Annotated in this window: 15 protein-coding genes, 1 tRNA gene and 1 riboswitch; of the genes, 14 read left to right on the forward strand and 2 right to left on the reverse strand. The window is 51.2% G+C overall.

Features of this window, described 5'->3' with window-relative positions:
- The first annotated feature begins 73 nt into the window (after nt 1–73).
- From trxB to P40081_RS00865, 14 genes are all read left to right on the forward strand, one after another.
- Nucleotides 74–1,027 carry a thioredoxin-disulfide reductase gene (gene trxB, locus P40081_RS00800; RefSeq protein WP_039302384.1) on the forward strand — a complete coding sequence of 318 codons (954 nt, stop codon included), beginning with the start codon at nt 74–76 and terminating at the stop codon, nt 1,025–1,027.
- Between the two features lie 72 nt (nt 1,028–1,099).
- Nucleotides 1,100–1,206: riboswitch (TPP riboswitch) on the forward strand.
- 169 nt (nt 1,207–1,375) lie between these two features.
- Complete coding sequence (thiC, locus tag P40081_RS00805) at nt 1,376–3,070, forward strand: phosphomethylpyrimidine synthase ThiC (RefSeq protein ID WP_144026042.1); 1,695 nt, start codon at nt 1,376–1,378, stop codon at nt 3,068–3,070.
- 164 nt (nt 3,071–3,234) lie between these two features.
- Nucleotides 3,235–4,032 carry a class I SAM-dependent methyltransferase gene (locus P40081_RS36070; RefSeq protein WP_052421606.1) on the forward strand — a complete coding sequence of 266 codons (798 nt, stop codon included), beginning with the start codon at nt 3,235–3,237 and terminating at the stop codon, nt 4,030–4,032.
- A 167-nt stretch (nt 4,033–4,199) separates the two neighbouring features.
- Complete coding sequence (locus P40081_RS00815) at nt 4,200–4,427, forward strand: DUF1858 domain-containing protein (protein ID WP_042132748.1); 228 nt, start codon at nt 4,200–4,202, stop codon at nt 4,425–4,427.
- Between the two features lie 14 nt (nt 4,428–4,441).
- Nucleotides 4,442–5,701 (forward strand): DUF438 domain-containing protein, encoded by a 1,260-nt coding sequence (locus P40081_RS00820; protein WP_042132749.1) that lies wholly within the window; start codon nt 4,442–4,444, stop codon nt 5,699–5,701.
- Between the two features lie 239 nt (nt 5,702–5,940).
- Nucleotides 5,941–6,891: an ROK family glucokinase gene (locus tag P40081_RS00825; RefSeq protein ID WP_039302392.1), complete on the forward strand. Its 951-nt coding sequence runs from the start codon at nt 5,941–5,943 to the stop codon at nt 6,889–6,891.
- A gap of 46 nt (nt 6,892–6,937) precedes the next feature.
- Complete coding sequence (rapZ, locus tag P40081_RS00830; protein ID WP_039302396.1) at nt 6,938–7,837, forward strand: RNase adapter RapZ; 900 nt, start codon at nt 6,938–6,940, stop codon at nt 7,835–7,837.
- A gap of 57 nt (nt 7,838–7,894) precedes the next feature.
- Nucleotides 7,895–8,836, forward strand: a complete 942-nt coding sequence (locus P40081_RS00835) for a gluconeogenesis factor YvcK family protein (RefSeq protein WP_042140618.1) — start codon at nt 7,895–7,897, stop codon at nt 8,834–8,836.
- A gap of 19 nt (nt 8,837–8,855) precedes the next feature.
- Nucleotides 8,856–9,785 (forward strand): DNA-binding protein WhiA, encoded by a 930-nt coding sequence (gene whiA / locus P40081_RS00840; protein ID WP_039302402.1) that lies wholly within the window; start codon nt 8,856–8,858, stop codon nt 9,783–9,785.
- Nucleotides 9,786–9,882: 97 nt separating this feature from the next.
- Nucleotides 9,883–10,152 (forward strand): HPr family phosphocarrier protein, encoded by a 270-nt coding sequence (locus P40081_RS00845; RefSeq protein ID WP_036651317.1) that lies wholly within the window; start codon nt 9,883–9,885, stop codon nt 10,150–10,152.
- Between the two features lie 72 nt (nt 10,153–10,224).
- Entirely contained in the window at nt 10,225–10,761 is a 537-nt protein-coding gene (locus P40081_RS00850) for a GNAT family N-acetyltransferase (protein WP_042132750.1), read from the forward strand.
- A gap of 95 nt (nt 10,762–10,856) precedes the next feature.
- A complete protein-coding gene (locus P40081_RS00855; RefSeq protein WP_042132751.1) occupies nt 10,857–11,615 on the forward strand; it encodes an SIMPL domain-containing protein in 759 nt (252 codons plus the stop codon).
- A 253-nt stretch (nt 11,616–11,868) separates the two neighbouring features.
- A complete protein-coding gene (locus tag P40081_RS00860; protein ID WP_052421607.1) occupies nt 11,869–12,975 on the forward strand; it encodes a PdaC/SigV domain-containing protein in 1,107 nt (368 codons plus the stop codon).
- 155 nt (nt 12,976–13,130) lie between these two features.
- Complete coding sequence (locus tag P40081_RS00865; RefSeq protein ID WP_042132752.1) at nt 13,131–13,769, forward strand: GDSL-type esterase/lipase family protein; 639 nt, start codon at nt 13,131–13,133, stop codon at nt 13,767–13,769.
- Nucleotides 13,770–13,855: 86 nt separating this feature from the next.
- On the opposite strand, the gene clpP is transcribed toward P40081_RS00865, so the two are convergent.
- Both clpP and P40081_RS00875 read right to left on the reverse strand, forming a co-directional pair.
- Nucleotides 13,856–14,452, reverse strand: coding sequence for an ATP-dependent Clp endopeptidase proteolytic subunit ClpP (clpP, locus tag P40081_RS00870; protein WP_042132753.1), 597 nt, complete (start codon nt 14,450–14,452; stop codon nt 13,856–13,858).
- Between the two features lie 193 nt (nt 14,453–14,645).
- Nucleotides 14,646–14,720 (reverse strand) — tRNA-Arg (locus P40081_RS00875).
- Between the last annotated feature and the right edge of the window lie 143 nt (nt 14,721–14,863).

Raw genomic sequence — 14,863 nt, forward strand, 5'->3', positions numbered from 1 at the left:
ACCGTCTTAATAAAAGGACGATAAAGCCGTTTCCACTTGTAAATACAAACCTACTTGTAAGGAGGCCAATGTAATGTACAAAACGATTGTAATCGGAACAGGCCCGGCCGGGCTGACTGCCGCGATTTATCTGGCGCGCGCGAACCTGAGCCCGCTCGTAATTGAAGGCTTGCAGCCGGGAGGACAGCTGACAACGACGACAGAAGTGGAGAACTTTCCAGGCTTCCCTGAAGGAATTCTGGGTCCTGATCTGATGGACAACATGCGTAAGCAGGCCGAACGCTTCGGCGCTGAATTCAAGAATGGCTGGGTGGAGTCGGTTGACTTCTCACAGCGTCCGTTCAAGGTGACTGTAGACGGAATGGGTGTACTGGAAGCGGAGTCGGTCATTATTTCGACCGGCGCCTCCGCCAGATACCTGGGTATCCCGGGCGAGCAGGAGAATGTAGGACGCGGGGTCAGCACCTGTGCGACCTGTGACGGATTCTTTTTCCGTAACAAAAAAATTGTCGTGGTCGGCGGCGGCGATTCCGCGATGGAGGAAGCCAGCTTCCTGACCCGCTTTGCTTCCAGCGTAACGCTGGTGCACCGCCGTCCGGAGCTGCGTGCTTCGAAGATCATGCAGGACCGCGCACGCGACAACAGCAAGGTGTCATGGGCACTGAACCGCACGCCGCTTGAGGTAACCGTCGGCGATACCGGAGTTAAGGGCATCACCGTCCTTAACAATGAGACGGGACTTACCGAGCTGGTGGAAGCGGATGGTGTATTTGTCGCTATCGGACATACACCGAATACCGCTTTCTTAGGCGGGCAGATTAACACCGATGCCAATGGCTATATAGTGGTTAACCCGGGCACCACAGAGACGAATATTCCCGGCGTATTCGCTTGCGGCGACGTGCAGGATACGCGTTACCGTCAAGCCATATCGGCAGCCGGAACCGGCTGTATGGCCGCCATGGATGCCGAGAAGTTCCTGGAAGGCACGATGGTGCATGACTGGAGCGAATCGCTCGATAAATAACCGGAGAAGGTTCTTGTTATTTACGGGTTTACAAAAAAATCCTATACCAGTAGAATGTATTTAATTAGATAAGATACCCACTAGGGGAGCCTGAATAGGCTGAGACGGGAAAAGTGAATTTCCGGACCCTTGAACCTGATCTGGATCATACCAGCGTAGGAAAGTGGAGTCGGACCTTTTTTTGAATACAGTCTTATTGGGCTGTTCCTTTGATAAAGCCGCTCCAGGTGGAGCGGCTTTTTGACTTGCAAGAATTCAGATGCCTTGTGCTATACATGATTCTTCGGCTCAGTCTGCTGCGTGAAATCTTATCTGATTGGCTCATAGAGCGAAGAGGAGGAGATTAGAATGCCAGAAATGATGAAGAACGAAGAGGTGGACCTTTCCCGATTTCCTGCAAGCCGCAAAGTGTATGTAGAGGGCTCGCGCCCGGATATTCAGGTTCCGATGCGGGAGATCAGCCTCAGCAGAACCGAGGGCGTTGCCGGGGAAGAGGAGAACGAACCGCTGCGTGTCTATGACACAAGCGGAATTTACACCGATGCTGCGCAAGAGGCTGACATTCGGAGGGGGCTGCCGCCGCACCGTTTATGCTGGATTGCGGAGCGTGGCGATTCGGAGGAATACACCGGAAGAGCTGTGCAGCCGCAGGATAATGGAATCCGCAGGGGCGGGCCGCCCGCAGAGGCTTATCCAGGGCTGCAGCGGAGTCCCCTGCGGGCACATGCGGGCAACAATGTTACCCAGCTGCATTATGCGCGGCAAGGGATCATTACTTCGGAAATGGAGTATATCGCGATCCGCGAGAATACCCGGCCGGAATTCGTAAGGGATGAGGTGGCCGCCGGACGGGCCATTATTCCGGCAAACATCAATCATCCCGAGAGCGAGCCGATGATTATTGGCCGTAACTTCCTGGTTAAGATCAATGCGAACATCGGAAATTCTGCGGTGTCTTCTTCTATTGAAGAGGAAGTGGAGAAGATGCGGTGGGCAACCCGCTGGGGGGCCGACACCATCATGGACCTCTCCACCGGCTCCAAGATTCATACCACCCGTGAATGGATTATACGCAATTCTCCTGTGCCTGTCGGCACGGTGCCCTTATACCAGGCGCTCGAAAAGGTGAACGGCATAGCCGAGGATTTAACCTGGGAGCTCTATCGCGACACGCTGATTGAGCAGGCGGAGCAGGGGGTCGATTACTTTACCATTCATGCCGGGGTGCTACAGCGCTATATTCCGCTGACTGCCGGAAGAATGACGGGAATCGTATCACGGGGCGGCTCGATTATGGCCGCTTGGTGCCTTGCCCATCAGCAGGAGAACTTTCTGTACACACACTTCGAAGCTATATGTGAGATTATGAAGACGTATGATGTGGCCTTCTCTCTGGGGGACGGACTTCGTCCGGGTTCTATTGCAGATGCCAATGACGAAGCTCAATTCGCTGAGCTGGAGACACTGGGAGAGCTGACAGCGCTGGCCTGGAAGCACGATGTTCAGGTAATGGTTGAGGGCCCGGGGCATGTGCCGATGCACAAGATTAAGGAGAATATGGACAAGCAGCTCGAGATTTGCCGGGAAGCCCCTTTTTACACCCTGGGTCCGCTCACTACCGATATTGCACCCGGTTATGATCATATCACTTCAGCCATCGGGGCGGCGATGATCGGCTGGCTCGGGACGGCTATGCTGTGTTACGTTACACCCAAGGAGCATTTAGGTCTGCCTAACAAGAATGACGTGCGCGAGGGAGTCATTACCTACAAGATCGCTGCACATGCCGCAGACCTCGCCAAGGGGCATCCGGGTGCACAGGACAGGGATAATGCGCTGTCCAAGGCACGGTTCGAGTTTCGCTGGCGAGACCAGTTCCATCTCTCTCTGGACCCGGAAAGGGCGCTGGAGTATCATGATGAGACGCTTCCTGCGGAGGGGGCGAAGCAAGCTCATTTCTGCTCTATGTGCGGTCCTAAATTCTGCAGCATGCGGATTTCGCATGATATCCGTAATTCCTACAGATTGAGCAGGTCGCTGTAAAAAGGCAAGTCTCCTATAGCTATTTCCCTGCTGTCCCATGCTGTAAAAGGCGTGAGGGCAGCTTTTCTTATGCGCGAATAGCACAAGATTCTTCTCCCTATTATGTGAAACCATGCACAACCGTTGGCGTAAATAGCATTATCCAAGTATAGGGAGTGAATCGAATGAGGAACAAAGACTGGCTCAAGGAAAGCGAACGTTTCAATGAAGCGGCTGAATACTATGATAGGTATAGACCCAGTTATCCATTCGCCCTGATTGAGCAGATTGTACAAGAAGCCTCTCTGACTAAGGAGTCCAGAATTCTTGAGATCGGTGCCGGGAGCGGTAAAGCCTCCGAATTATTCCTGGACCGCGGGTATGAGCTGCTATGTATTGAACCGGGCCCACAACTGGCGGAATTGGGAAGACAGAAGCATAGGGATAAAAACGTGCGATTTGTAACCTCCAGGTTTGAGCACTGGTCTGGGCCGGAGACGGATTTCGACCTGATCTTCTCCGCTCAAGCCTTTCATTGGGTGCCGCAGCCGGAAGGTTACAAGAAATGTGGGCGGCTGCTGAAGCCGGGAGGGCGGCTCGCGCTCTTTTGGAATTTTTATCTGCAGGGAGACAGTGAGATGGAGCAAGAGATTGCCGAGGTCTGTGCGGAGTATGAGGTATTCTGGTTTAATAAGCGGGATGTAATTGAACAGAGAGTGGAGCGAACTGTAGCAGAGCTGTCCGGCAGCGGAAATTTCAGAGCCCCGGAGGTCTACCGGTATCCTTGGGACAGCAGGGATGACGCGGATAGCTTCATTAACTTCCTGCGGACCTGCAACGGGTTCATCGGGCTGAAGGAAGCGGAGCAGATTGAATTAAGCGCCAGGTTACATAAGCTGATCGGCCGGAATGGCGGCACCCTGCAAAGGAATTTTATATGTACGCTTTTCATAGCCGAAGCCTTGAATTCTGTGAATTCTTAACATACATAGCTGTCCCTATGCTGTAACAGGCGTACGGGCAGCTTTTTCCTTAAAAGCTAATATGTTGTGGGGTAATTTTATACTTAGTGACTGCAATCACAATTTACCCCCCTGCCCTATGCTAAGCTGTTGCTGAGAAGAATTCTCAATTGTGAGGTGTGCAGATCTTGAGCAAAGTGTTGAAGCTAGATGAGTCTATATTGGAGCTGGTAACCAGGCACCCGGAAGCCGTAGATATTATGGCCGATCTGGGTTTCCATGATATAACGAAGCCTGGAATGCTGCAGACGGCAGGCAGGTTCATGACATTATCCAAGGGCATGAAATTAAAGAGAATAGAGCTGGAAACCGTTCGGCTGGCCTTTGAGCAGCACGGCTTCGAGATTATTGAATAGAAGGAGAGAATATAATGAGCGAACTGATTAATAACCGTGAAGTGGATGTACCGGAGCAGACACGCCGCCAGGCTATGCTGAAGGAGATCATCAAGGAGCTGCATGCGGGTAAAAGTGTAGAGGAAGTTAAGGCGCGTTTTGCCGAAGCGGTAGGCGATGTGACTGTAGCTGAGATATCTGCCATGGAGCATTCCCTGATGACGGAGGAGGGCATTCCGGTAGAGGAAGTACAGCGCCTTTGCTCCGTTCATACGGCCATCTTCAAAGGCTCAATTGAGCAAATTCACCGTTCCTCGAAGGCCGAAGAGCAGCCGGGGCATCCTGTGCATACCTTCAAGCTGGAGAACCGTGAGATTGAACGGCTGGTTAACTTCCGGCTGGAGCTGCACACAGACAAGTTCAAGAAGAACGCCAGCGAAGAGATCATCTTCAAGCTGCTGGAGGATCTGAGCCTACTGCTCGACCTCGACAAGCATTACAGCCGCAAGGAGAATCTGCTGTTTCCTTACTTAGAGAAGTACGGCATTTATGGTCCAACCAAGGTAATGTGGGGCGTGGATGACGGGATCCGCAATATGATTAAGGAAGCCAAGAAAGCACTCAGCGCGTATAGCGGGGAGTCTGAGCAGATTGCAGTTTCACTGGAGGAGATCATTAAAGAAGTCAACGAGATGATCTTCAAAGAAGAGAATATTCTGCTGCCGATGGCACTCGATAAGCTGACTGAAGATGAATGGGTCAAAATCGCCCGCGAAAGTGACGAAATCGGCTTCTGCCTGACCGCGCCGGAGCAGGAATGGATTCCGGAGCGTGCCGCTGAACCGGAGGGTGCCCAGAGCCAGCAAGAAGGAGAAGCTGCATCACCGCAGGGCTTCATCCGTTTTGAGACCGGGCTGCTGTCGCTTCATCAGCTCGAGACGATGATGAATCATCTGCCGGTGGATTTGACCTTTATCGATGAGAACGATGTGGTCCGCTACTTCTCGCATGGCAAGGAACGGATCTTCGCCCGGACCAAGGCGGTTATCGGCCGTACGGTGCAGAACTGTCATCCTCCGCAAAGCGTGCATGTGGTGGAGAAGCTGCTGGCAGATTTCAAGGCAGGCGTTAAGGATGCTGAGGATTTCTGGATTGCCATCAAAGATAAATTCATCTATATCCGCTACTTCGCAGTACGTGATGAGACCGGCCGCTATATGGGGACGCTGGAGTTCACACAGAATATTGCTCCGATCCGTGCCTTAGAGGGGCAAAAGCGTATTTTGTCGGAATAATGGCAGATTTACAGGGACCAGGGCAATAGAAGATTACTTTCAGACTTTCTTGCCTGCCGGGTGAGAAGGTCTTTTTGTTAGGCGGGTTGTCCGCAGACGGAGCATGTCAAAACATCCCATACCGCTTCCTGAAGAACATTGCCCCGGGTGTATCGCCTTTCCTTGACCGCAGGGGAGGCTTCTATTATAGTGGGTACGTAGGATTAACTATTTTAGCATAGAAAAAGGTGGCTTGTAACATGTCTGAAAATATCTACGTTGGCGTGGATTTAGGTGGAACCACGATTAAGGTTGGAATCTGCAATGCCGAGGGAAGCCTGCTGCACACTTACGAAGGTCCAACGGGGACCGCAGACGGCGTCGATGCCGTTATCGATAATATCGAGAAGTATGTGCGCCTGATTGTGGAGGACTCTCCGTATTCCTGGGAACAGCTTGCCGGTGTGGGAGCCGGGCTTGCCGGGTTTACGAATATTCGTGAAGGAATCATCATCCTTGCGCCTAACATAGGATTTAGAGATGTGCCGATCCGTTCCATTCTGGAAGGTCGTTTGAACAAGCCTGTCAAAATAGACAATGACGCCAATGTGGCTGCGCTGGGCGAGGCTTGGAGCGGTGCAGGACGCGGCATTGAGAATTGCGTCTGCTATACGCTGGGTACAGGGGTAGGCGGCGGAATTATTATCAATGGCAAGGTGTATCAGGGCTTTGCCGGTCTGGCCGGAGAGCTTGGCCATATCACAGTAGTTCCCGATCTGGAAGCTATCCAGTGCGGCTGCGGGAACATGGGTTGTTTGGAAACCGTTTCCTCTGCGACTGGCATTATCCGCATGGCGAATGATGCAGTGGCCCGCGGGGACCGCACCACTCTGTCCACGGTGGAGAAGATTGCGGCCAAGGAAGTCTTTGACGCTGCCAAGGCAGGCGATGAAGTCGCTCTGCGTATTGTGAACCGTGCAGCATTCTACCTGGGCAAATCGATGGCTGCGGTGGCTGCGGTACTGAATCCGGAAGTGTTTATCGTAGGCGGCGGCGTATCCAAAGCCGGCGATATCCTGTTTGATGAAGTCCGCCGTGTATTCGCCAAGCTAACACCTGCACCTCTGCAGACTGGTGTTACCATCGTGCCTGCGGAGCTTGGCAATGATGCCGGTATTATTGGTGCGGCAGGTCTTTTGCTGCGTTCTTAAGGAGCAGGAATTATTCATATACTAACCTTAGGGAGGGGACGCTCTAATGACCGAATTCGAGCAAATATCGCCCGGTCGTGCCACCCTGATCATCATTACCGGCATGTCGGGAGCAGGCAAGACGATTGCAGTGCAGAGCCTGGAGGATCTCGGCTTCTTCTGCGTCGATAATCTTCCGCCAGTGCTGATCCCGAAGTTCGCCGAATTGATTGAGCAGTCCAAAGGCAAAATCGCCAAAGTGGCGCTCGTGATCGACCTCAGGGGACGGGAATTCTTCACCGCTCTGTCGGAGTCTCTGGCCTATATCAAGGACGAGTCGACCATAGGCTTTGAGATTCTTTTCCTGGATGCAACAGATTCAGTGCTTGTGCAACGCTACAAAGAGAGCCGGCGTCACCACCCGCTTGCTCCCAAGGGCATGCCGCTTGACGGTATCCGGATGGAGCGCCAAATGCTGGAGGAGCTCAAGAATTCAGCTACCCTGTGTCTGGATACCAGCAGCATGAAGCCGGCACAGCTAAAAGAAAAAATTGTGTCACGGTTCTCCCATCTCGGGAAAAGCACCCTCTCCGTTAACATTACTTCGTTTGGGTTCAAGTATGGTATTCCGATTGATGCTGACCTGGTGTTCGATGTCCGCTTCCTGCCTAATCCGCATTATGTGGATCAGCTGCGGCCCAAGACAGGCCAAGACAACGATGTGTATGACTATGTGATGAAATGGCCTGAAACGCAGACGTTCCTGACCAAGCTGCTTGACATGCTTCAATTTCTTATTCCGCAATACCGCAAGGAAGGCAAATCCCAGATTATTATCGGCATCGGCTGTACAGGCGGCAAACACCGTTCCGTAGCCATTGCAGAGTATCTGGGCAAAATGCTGGGGGTAAGCGAGACGGAATCGGTAGCAATCAGCCATCGGGATTCCGAACGTGATCGGCATTGACGAGAGAAGGGATGAGTAGTGACTGAAGAACAAGGGCAGCGTCCGAAGATCGTCGTCATGGGCGGCGGTACCGGGCTGTCTGTTATGCTTCGGGGATTGAAGGAGAAGCCGCTGGATATTACGGCTATCGTAACCGTGGCAGATGACGGGGGGAGCTCCGGGATTCTGCGCAGTGAGCTGCAAATGCCGCCTCCGGGGGATATCCGTAACGTACTGACGGCTATGGCCGATGTGGAGCCTCTGATGGCGCAGATCATGCGCTACCGTTTCAGTACCGGAGAGGGCCTCGCCGGACACAGCCTGGGCAATCTCATTCTGGCAGCGCTGACAGACATCTCCGGGGATTTCGTTACGGCAGTCAGAGAGCTTAGCCGCCTTTTCGCCGTCCGCGGCCGGGTGCTGCCCGCTGCAGGCGAAGCGGTGGTCCTGCACGCCGAGATGTCGGATGGTACCCTGATTACCGGCGAATCCAAAATACCGGAGGCCGGCGGTATAATCAAACGTGTGTTCCTGGAGCCTGCCGATGTGGAGCCTCTGCCGGAGGCGCTGGAAGCGATCCGGAATGCGGATGCCATTCTGCTCGGTCCGGGCAGTCTGTATACAAGCATTCTGCCGAATCTGCTGGTGCCGAAGCTGGCTGAAGCTGTCGTGGCCTCGGATGCGATCAAAATATTTGTATGCAATGTAATGACCCAGCCCGGTGAAACGGATAATTATACAGTCAGTGATCATCTTCAGGCGGTATACGACCATATCGGACTGCATCTGTTCGATTATGTAATTGTGAACGACGGAGAGATCCCGGAGCAGGTACAGATCAAATATGCCGAGAAAGGCGCACGTCCGGTGCAGCTTGACCGCGATGTCGTTGACGGCAACGGATATAAGGTGATTGCCGACAAACTGGTATTATTTAAAACCTATTTGCGGCATGATACAGATAAGCTTAGCCACCATATTTTCCAGCTGGTTCAGGATTGGATTGACAGAAAGAGTTAACATGAAAGAGGTGAGCCCCTTGTCTTTTGCGGCCCTTACCAAAAAAGAGCTGACGATGGTCGAGAGCCAGCCCTGCTGTGAGAAAGCGGAAATGTCAGCGCTGATCCGGATGAATGGTTCGGTGCAGCTTTCGAGCAAAAAGGTTGTTCTCGACATTTCGACGGAGAACGCCGCGATTGCAAGGCGGGTATATTCTTTACTTAAGAAATATTACCAGGTCCATATCGAGCTGCTCGTGCGTAAAAAAATGCGTTTGAAGAAGAATAACGTCTATATCGTAAGAATCCCAAACCGGGTTCAGGAGATCCTGAAGGATCTGCGGATTGTCTCGGAAGGCTTCATCTTCACCGATGGGATCGATGATGAAATCGTCGGCAAGAACTGCTGCAAGCGTGCTTACCTGCGCGGGGCCTTCATGGCTGGCGGCTCAGTGAATAATCCGGAGGGTTCCTCGTATCACCTGGAAATCGCTTCGATGTATGAGGAGCACTGCAAGGCGCTCGTGGAGCTGGCTGGTGAATTTCACCTGAATGCCCGCTGCATAGAACGCAAGAAAGGCTTCATCCTATACATCAAGGAAGGCGAGAAGATTATTGAATTCTTAAGTTTGATCGGAGCCCATCAGGCACTGTTCAAATTCGAGGACGTACGGATCATGCGCGATATGCGTAACTCCGTTAACCGGATCGTCAACTGCGAAACGGCCAATCTTAACAAAACGATCAGCGCCGCGGTACGCCAGATTGAGAATATCAAGCTGCTGCAGCGTGAGGTGGGACTGGAAAGCTTGCCGGATAAGCTGCGTGAGGTTGCGGAAATCAGACTTGCACACCCGGATATCAACCTGAAGGAAGTTGGCGATATGCTGGGCGGCACCGTCAGTAAATCAGGCGTAAACCACCGTTTGCGCAAAATTGATGAGCTGGCTGACAAGGTGCGGGGCAGTTGATTATTTTTTTTCTAGTGCGGTAGAGGTTATAATGATATAATATTATAAAATTAATGTGAAATTTTTGGGCAGATCTCAAATAGGGGGTAAGCGTTTCATGACAAAGCACCCGGTAGTTGTTCGGTTGAAGACGGGGCTCCATGCTCGGCCGGCAGCATTGTTTGTGCAAGAAGCTAATAAGTTTTCGTCGGAGATTTTCGTGGAAAAAGACGATAAAAAAGTTAACGCCAAAAGTATCATGGGCATTATGAGCCTTGCGATCAGTTCCGGTACGGAGATTTATATCAGCGCAGATGGCGCAGATGCGGAACAAGCTGTAACCGCTTTGACAAGTCTTGTAAGTAAGGAAGAACTCGAGAATCAATAAATGGTACACGTCTTACCGAAAGCCCTTAGGGGCTTTTTTTCATATTATTTATGTATAAGGGGAGATACACAGATGCAGATCCAAGGCAGTGAGGTAACATTAGTGGAGCCTACAGAAGCTCTCAGAGAGCCCTATCTGGCATTTTATGAAGAGTGGAAGACCAGCGGAGAATCATTCGTTCCCTGGGTAGTCGAGATCGATCCTGCTGACTTTGCCGGGATGCTTCAGTCTCTGCGTGAGCATGCCGGCGGTGTGAATATCAAAGACGGATGGGTGAGCAGTTCAACCTTCTGGCTGGTGACAACGGATCAGCGGGTGGTGGCTGCCGTGAACATCAGACACCGGTTGACGGAAGCGTTACTCCGTACAGGCGGGCATATCGGCTATGGCGTGGTCCCTTCGGAGCGCAAACAGGGGTATGCCAGTGAACTTCTGAAGCAGGCCCTCGTGAAAGCTGCTGAACTGGGTATAGAGAAGGCACTCGTGGTCTGCGACGCCGTCAATACAGCATCGGAACGGACGATCCGCAAGAATGGCGGAGTAGAGGATAGCGAATATATTGAGGAGGACGGAAATGTCATCCGGCGTTTCTGGATAGAGACGGAATAAATTATTAAATAACGTACATAGGATATGCAACTTTTGCCATGCTGGTCCGTCTAGAGGGTACCAACAACTTAAAGAAACGAAAGGGGATGGCAAGCATGATGAAATTTGGCAAATCAATCGGAGCAGTGCTGCTGGCAGGAAGCTTGATTATAGGAGGAATGGGGCTGAGCGGGGTGCTAAAAGGTCCTGAAAAGGCTTACGCTGCCGATGAGGTGCAGAAGAATATTGTGAACGTAGTCGGTAAAGGTGAACTTGCGATCAAACCGGATATCGTCTATCTCTCCATCGGGGTAACTACCACGGCTGATACTGCACAAGAGGCGCAGAAGGGTACCGCGGCAAAGATTGCGAAGCTGACTGCATTATTCAAAACAACCTGGGGAATTGCGGACAAGGATATTCAGAGCACGCAGTTCTATGTACAGCCTAATTACGTCTATAGCGAAAAGGAAGGCCAGCAGGTTAAAGGCTATAATGCCCAGCATACGCTGAAGATTTCCTACCGTGATCTGACTAAGGTCGGACAATTGCTGGATGCAGCATCGACGGCAGGCGCGAACAATATCGGCAATGCAAGCTTTGCGATCGAAGATCCATCAGCCTTTGAAGCACAGGTTATCGAAAAAGCAATGCAGAATGCAGATGTAAAAGCGGCAGCGATTGCTAAAGCGGCGAAACGCGGACTCGGGCAGGTGGTAACGGTCATTCAGAACGACGACGGGAATAACCCGGTTGTCTTCGTTGAACAGGCCGCCATGTCCAAAGCAGCGAATGATTCAGCTGCCGGAAGCTCCGTTGAACCCGGAGAAGTTAAAGTAACCACTCAGCTGAGCGTAACCTATGAATTGAAATAAAGTGACCGCGAAGAGGCGCTTGCTCTGCTGTTTATGGCAGGGCGGCGCCTTTTTTAGGAGAAATTTTCGTTGAAATCTCTCAAATTGTTTAAATAAATGTAATAAGGTTGATAGAAAGACTCTTCAATCCTTAAGAAACTGTAAAGCGCATTGTAACATCCGCCGACCTTCTTATCCCTATAATAGGAAGAGTGAAGCTGAGGGAACACATCACGTCATAATACATCGCACCAGCGGAAGGGGAAGAACAACAATGAAAATGAATGATACTTCGAAGAAATACGCCCGTAAATGGGGCGCAGGAATGATTGCAGCGGGAATGCTGCTCGGTGGAGCCGCAATACCGGCAGGTATAACTCAGGCAGCTCCAGCAGCTGCTCAGGTGAAGGCTGCATCCTCCCCGGTAGTACTGAAGGTAAACGGCAAGATTGCAGCGCAGAAGGGGCTTTTCCAGGACGGAAAGGTATGGATTCCGGTAACGTTTATGCGCGATGCGCTGGGGATGCCGCTATCTTATGATAAAGCAGAGAAGACGTATACCATCGGTACAGGTACTACACAAACTAAACTGACGGTTACTGAATACTATACTACGATTAAAGTGAACAATTATTTTATCGGCGAATATGAAGTGAAGAATATGGATAACCGCTTCTATGTTTCGTTTGACCTGCTCAGCGATTACTTAGGCTACAAGGGTGACTGGAGTGCCGCTACGGGACGGCTCAATGTGATGAAGAGAACGCAAAATGCGGTAACTATAAAGACTGAGAGCTATGTTAAGGACCATAAAGATGCACCAATCAAGCTGGATTATCCACAGGTCAGCGGTCTTGCAAGTAGCGAGGCTGAGAAGGCAATCAATGATACAATCAAACAGACGATTCAGAAATACGCGGCTTACGCCGAAGATCAAATCTCCCTTAAATCCGAGGACGACCGTCCGTATGAATTCGAAGGCGGTTATGTGGTCACTTATAATCAGGACGGCGTGCTCAGTCTGATCACGAATCAATACGGATATACCGGCGGTGCACATGGATCGACTATCCGCAATGCCTTTACCTTCTCACTTAAAGACGGTAAACGCCTGCTGCTGGGGGATTTGTTCAAGGCTAATCCTAACTACAAGAAACAGCTGAATGCCAAGGTATCTACTGAAATCAAAGCAAACGGAGGTTATCTGGGAGGATTCACAGGCCTGAATACAGAGAAATACTTCTATCTGAAAGAGGGCAAAGCCGTGCTCTTCTTCCAGCAATATGAGTATACTGCATACGCTACAGGCTTCCCGGAGGTAATCTTCAGCTTCAAAGAGCTGCTGCCGGACGGAAGCAGTCCGTTCGCTGCACTGAAATAATATAGTAGTTTCATATATCCTGCCCATGCGTTTCCTCCGGAGACATGAGGGCAGGATTTTTTTGCGGGCCTATTAAGGCCGCCCTGCCGTTACCACATCCCCCGGGCAGTCATAAGCTAAAGAAAGCAAGCAGCTTATAGCGGGGAGGGAAGGCTATGGTCTATCAGTATACGGCCATTGGAGATTCATTAACGACCGGGTTCGGGGCGCTGCCCGGGAACGGATTTGTCCCCGTCTACCGCCGGATGGCGGAAGGGCGGCTGCAGACTCCGGTTGCTTCAGCGAATCTTGGAGTGAACGGTCTGACAACAGCAGGGCTGGAGCAGCGTCTCAAGACAGATGGCGGCTTTCGTTCTGCGGTTAAGGATGCGGAGATCATCACCGTCTCTATTGGCGGCAATGATCTGATTAAGGCCGCCAAAGCCGCAGCGGGGAGGCCAGGTGAGCTGAATGGATATCTGCAAAAAGCGCTCCGGGAATGCAAACGGAATTTCAGTGATATTATGAATACTCTGGCACAGCTGAAGGCGGGTACGCGAAGTCCTTACATTATCCGGATTGTAGGTCTCTATAATCCGTATCCTCAGGTGGATGCGGCTACAGATTGGGTGCGGCAGTTCAACCGCTATGCTGCCGGCTACAGCAGTTATGTTGTGGGGTTTGCTTCCATTTATCATGAATTTGCCGGCAATGAGCGGGGGCTGCTGTTCCTGGATCATATCCATCCGAACGGCAGGGGCTACCGGGTGATTGCCGGAAAGCTGGATGCCCTGGGATATGGAACCTTGAGGTGAAACATCAGTATATATGCCAAATAAAGAGGCTGCCGCAGACCTGTAGGTCCGTGGCAGCCTCTTTATGTGTTGATGAAGTATAGAAATTAAACGCCAGTCGGCAAGGTCTTCTCAATGACTTTATCGACAATGCCATATTCAGCTGCATCGGCAGCACTCATGAAGTAGTCGCGGTCGGTATCCTTCTCGATCTTCTCGATCGGCTGGCCCGTACGTTCGGACAGGATACGGTTCAGCTTCTCGCGCAGCTTGATGATGCGGCGGGCGCGGATTTCGATATCCGAAGCCTGACCCTGGGCACCGCCGAGCGGCTGGTGAATCATAATTTCGCTGTTCGGCAAGGCAAAGCGCTTGCCCTTGGCGCCGGCGTTCAGCAGGAAGGCACCCATGGAAGCGGCCATCCCTACACAGATGGTGGATACATCCGGTTTAATGTACTGCATTGTATCAAATATAGCCATACCCGCTGTAATGGAACCGCCAGGGCTGTTTACATACAGGTGAATATCCTTATCCGGATCCTCGGCAGCCAGGAAGAGCATTTGTGCGATGATGGAATTGGCTACCACGTCATTAACCTCCGTTCCAAGGAAAATGATGCGGTCCTTCAGCAGGCGGGAATAGATGTCATAAGCGCGCTCACCGCGGTTGCTCTGTTCTACTACCATAGGAATATAACTCACGTGGAAAACCTCCTTGAAATTGGTGCTTCGAATGTGTTCATTTTTTACTGTTACCGTATTAACCACATGATAAACAAATTCAAACAAAAAGTCAAAGAAAGTCAAACTTAGATTCAAAAAAAAGAGCCATCAAGCGGCTCTTTGGTTAAATATAATATAAGCATTGCTAAATTATGTACAAAAGTGAAAATAATGGCGCGCCCGCCAAGAATCGAACTTGGATCTCAGGCTTCGGAGGCCTACGTCATATCCATTGGACCACGGGCGCAACAGAAGTTATTATAATACACTTATTGCATAAAAGCAACGTGTAAAACCCGTCGTGCAAAAAAATAGTTTTTCCGGCTCCCAGGCAGATGATAGCTTCCCACTTGACAGTCAGGTGATGGAGGTTTTCAGTCATGTGCTTAA

This window comes from Paenibacillus sp. FSL P4-0081 (assembly GCF_000758565.1).
In the GTDB taxonomy this organism is placed as follows: Bacteria; Bacillota; Bacilli; order Paenibacillales; family Paenibacillaceae; genus Paenibacillus_AQ; species Paenibacillus_AQ phytohabitans.

Bases quoted from the DNA above. Each gene is read 5' to 3' on its own strand.
- trxB (WP_039302384.1), top strand. From the start codon at position 74: ATGTACAAAACGATTGTAATCGGAACAGGCCCGGCCGGGCTGACTGCC.
- thiC (WP_144026042.1), top strand. From the start codon at position 1,376: ATGCCAGAAATGATGAAGAACGAAGAGGTGGACCTTTCCCGATTTCCT.
- P40081_RS36070 (WP_052421606.1), top strand. From the start codon at position 3,235: ATGAGGAACAAAGACTGGCTCAAGGAAAGCGAACGTTTCAATGAAGCG.
- P40081_RS00820 (WP_042132749.1), top strand. From the start codon at position 4,442: ATGAGCGAACTGATTAATAACCGTGAAGTGGATGTACCGGAGCAGACA.
- P40081_RS00825 (WP_039302392.1), top strand. From the start codon at position 5,941: ATGTCTGAAAATATCTACGTTGGCGTGGATTTAGGTGGAACCACGATT.
- rapZ (WP_039302396.1), top strand. From the start codon at position 6,938: ATGACCGAATTCGAGCAAATATCGCCCGGTCGTGCCACCCTGATCATC.
- P40081_RS00835 (WP_042140618.1), top strand. From the start codon at position 7,895: ATGGGCGGCGGTACCGGGCTGTCTGTTATGCTTCGGGGATTGAAGGAG.
- P40081_RS00845 (WP_036651317.1), top strand. From the start codon at position 9,883: ATGACAAAGCACCCGGTAGTTGTTCGGTTGAAGACGGGGCTCCATGCT.
- P40081_RS00850 (WP_042132750.1), top strand. From the start codon at position 10,225: ATGCAGATCCAAGGCAGTGAGGTAACATTAGTGGAGCCTACAGAAGCT.
- P40081_RS00855 (WP_042132751.1), top strand. From the start codon at position 10,857: ATGATGAAATTTGGCAAATCAATCGGAGCAGTGCTGCTGGCAGGAAGC.
- P40081_RS00860 (WP_052421607.1), top strand. From the start codon at position 11,869: ATGAAAATGAATGATACTTCGAAGAAATACGCCCGTAAATGGGGCGCA.
- P40081_RS00865 (WP_042132752.1), top strand. From the start codon at position 13,131: ATGGTCTATCAGTATACGGCCATTGGAGATTCATTAACGACCGGGTTC.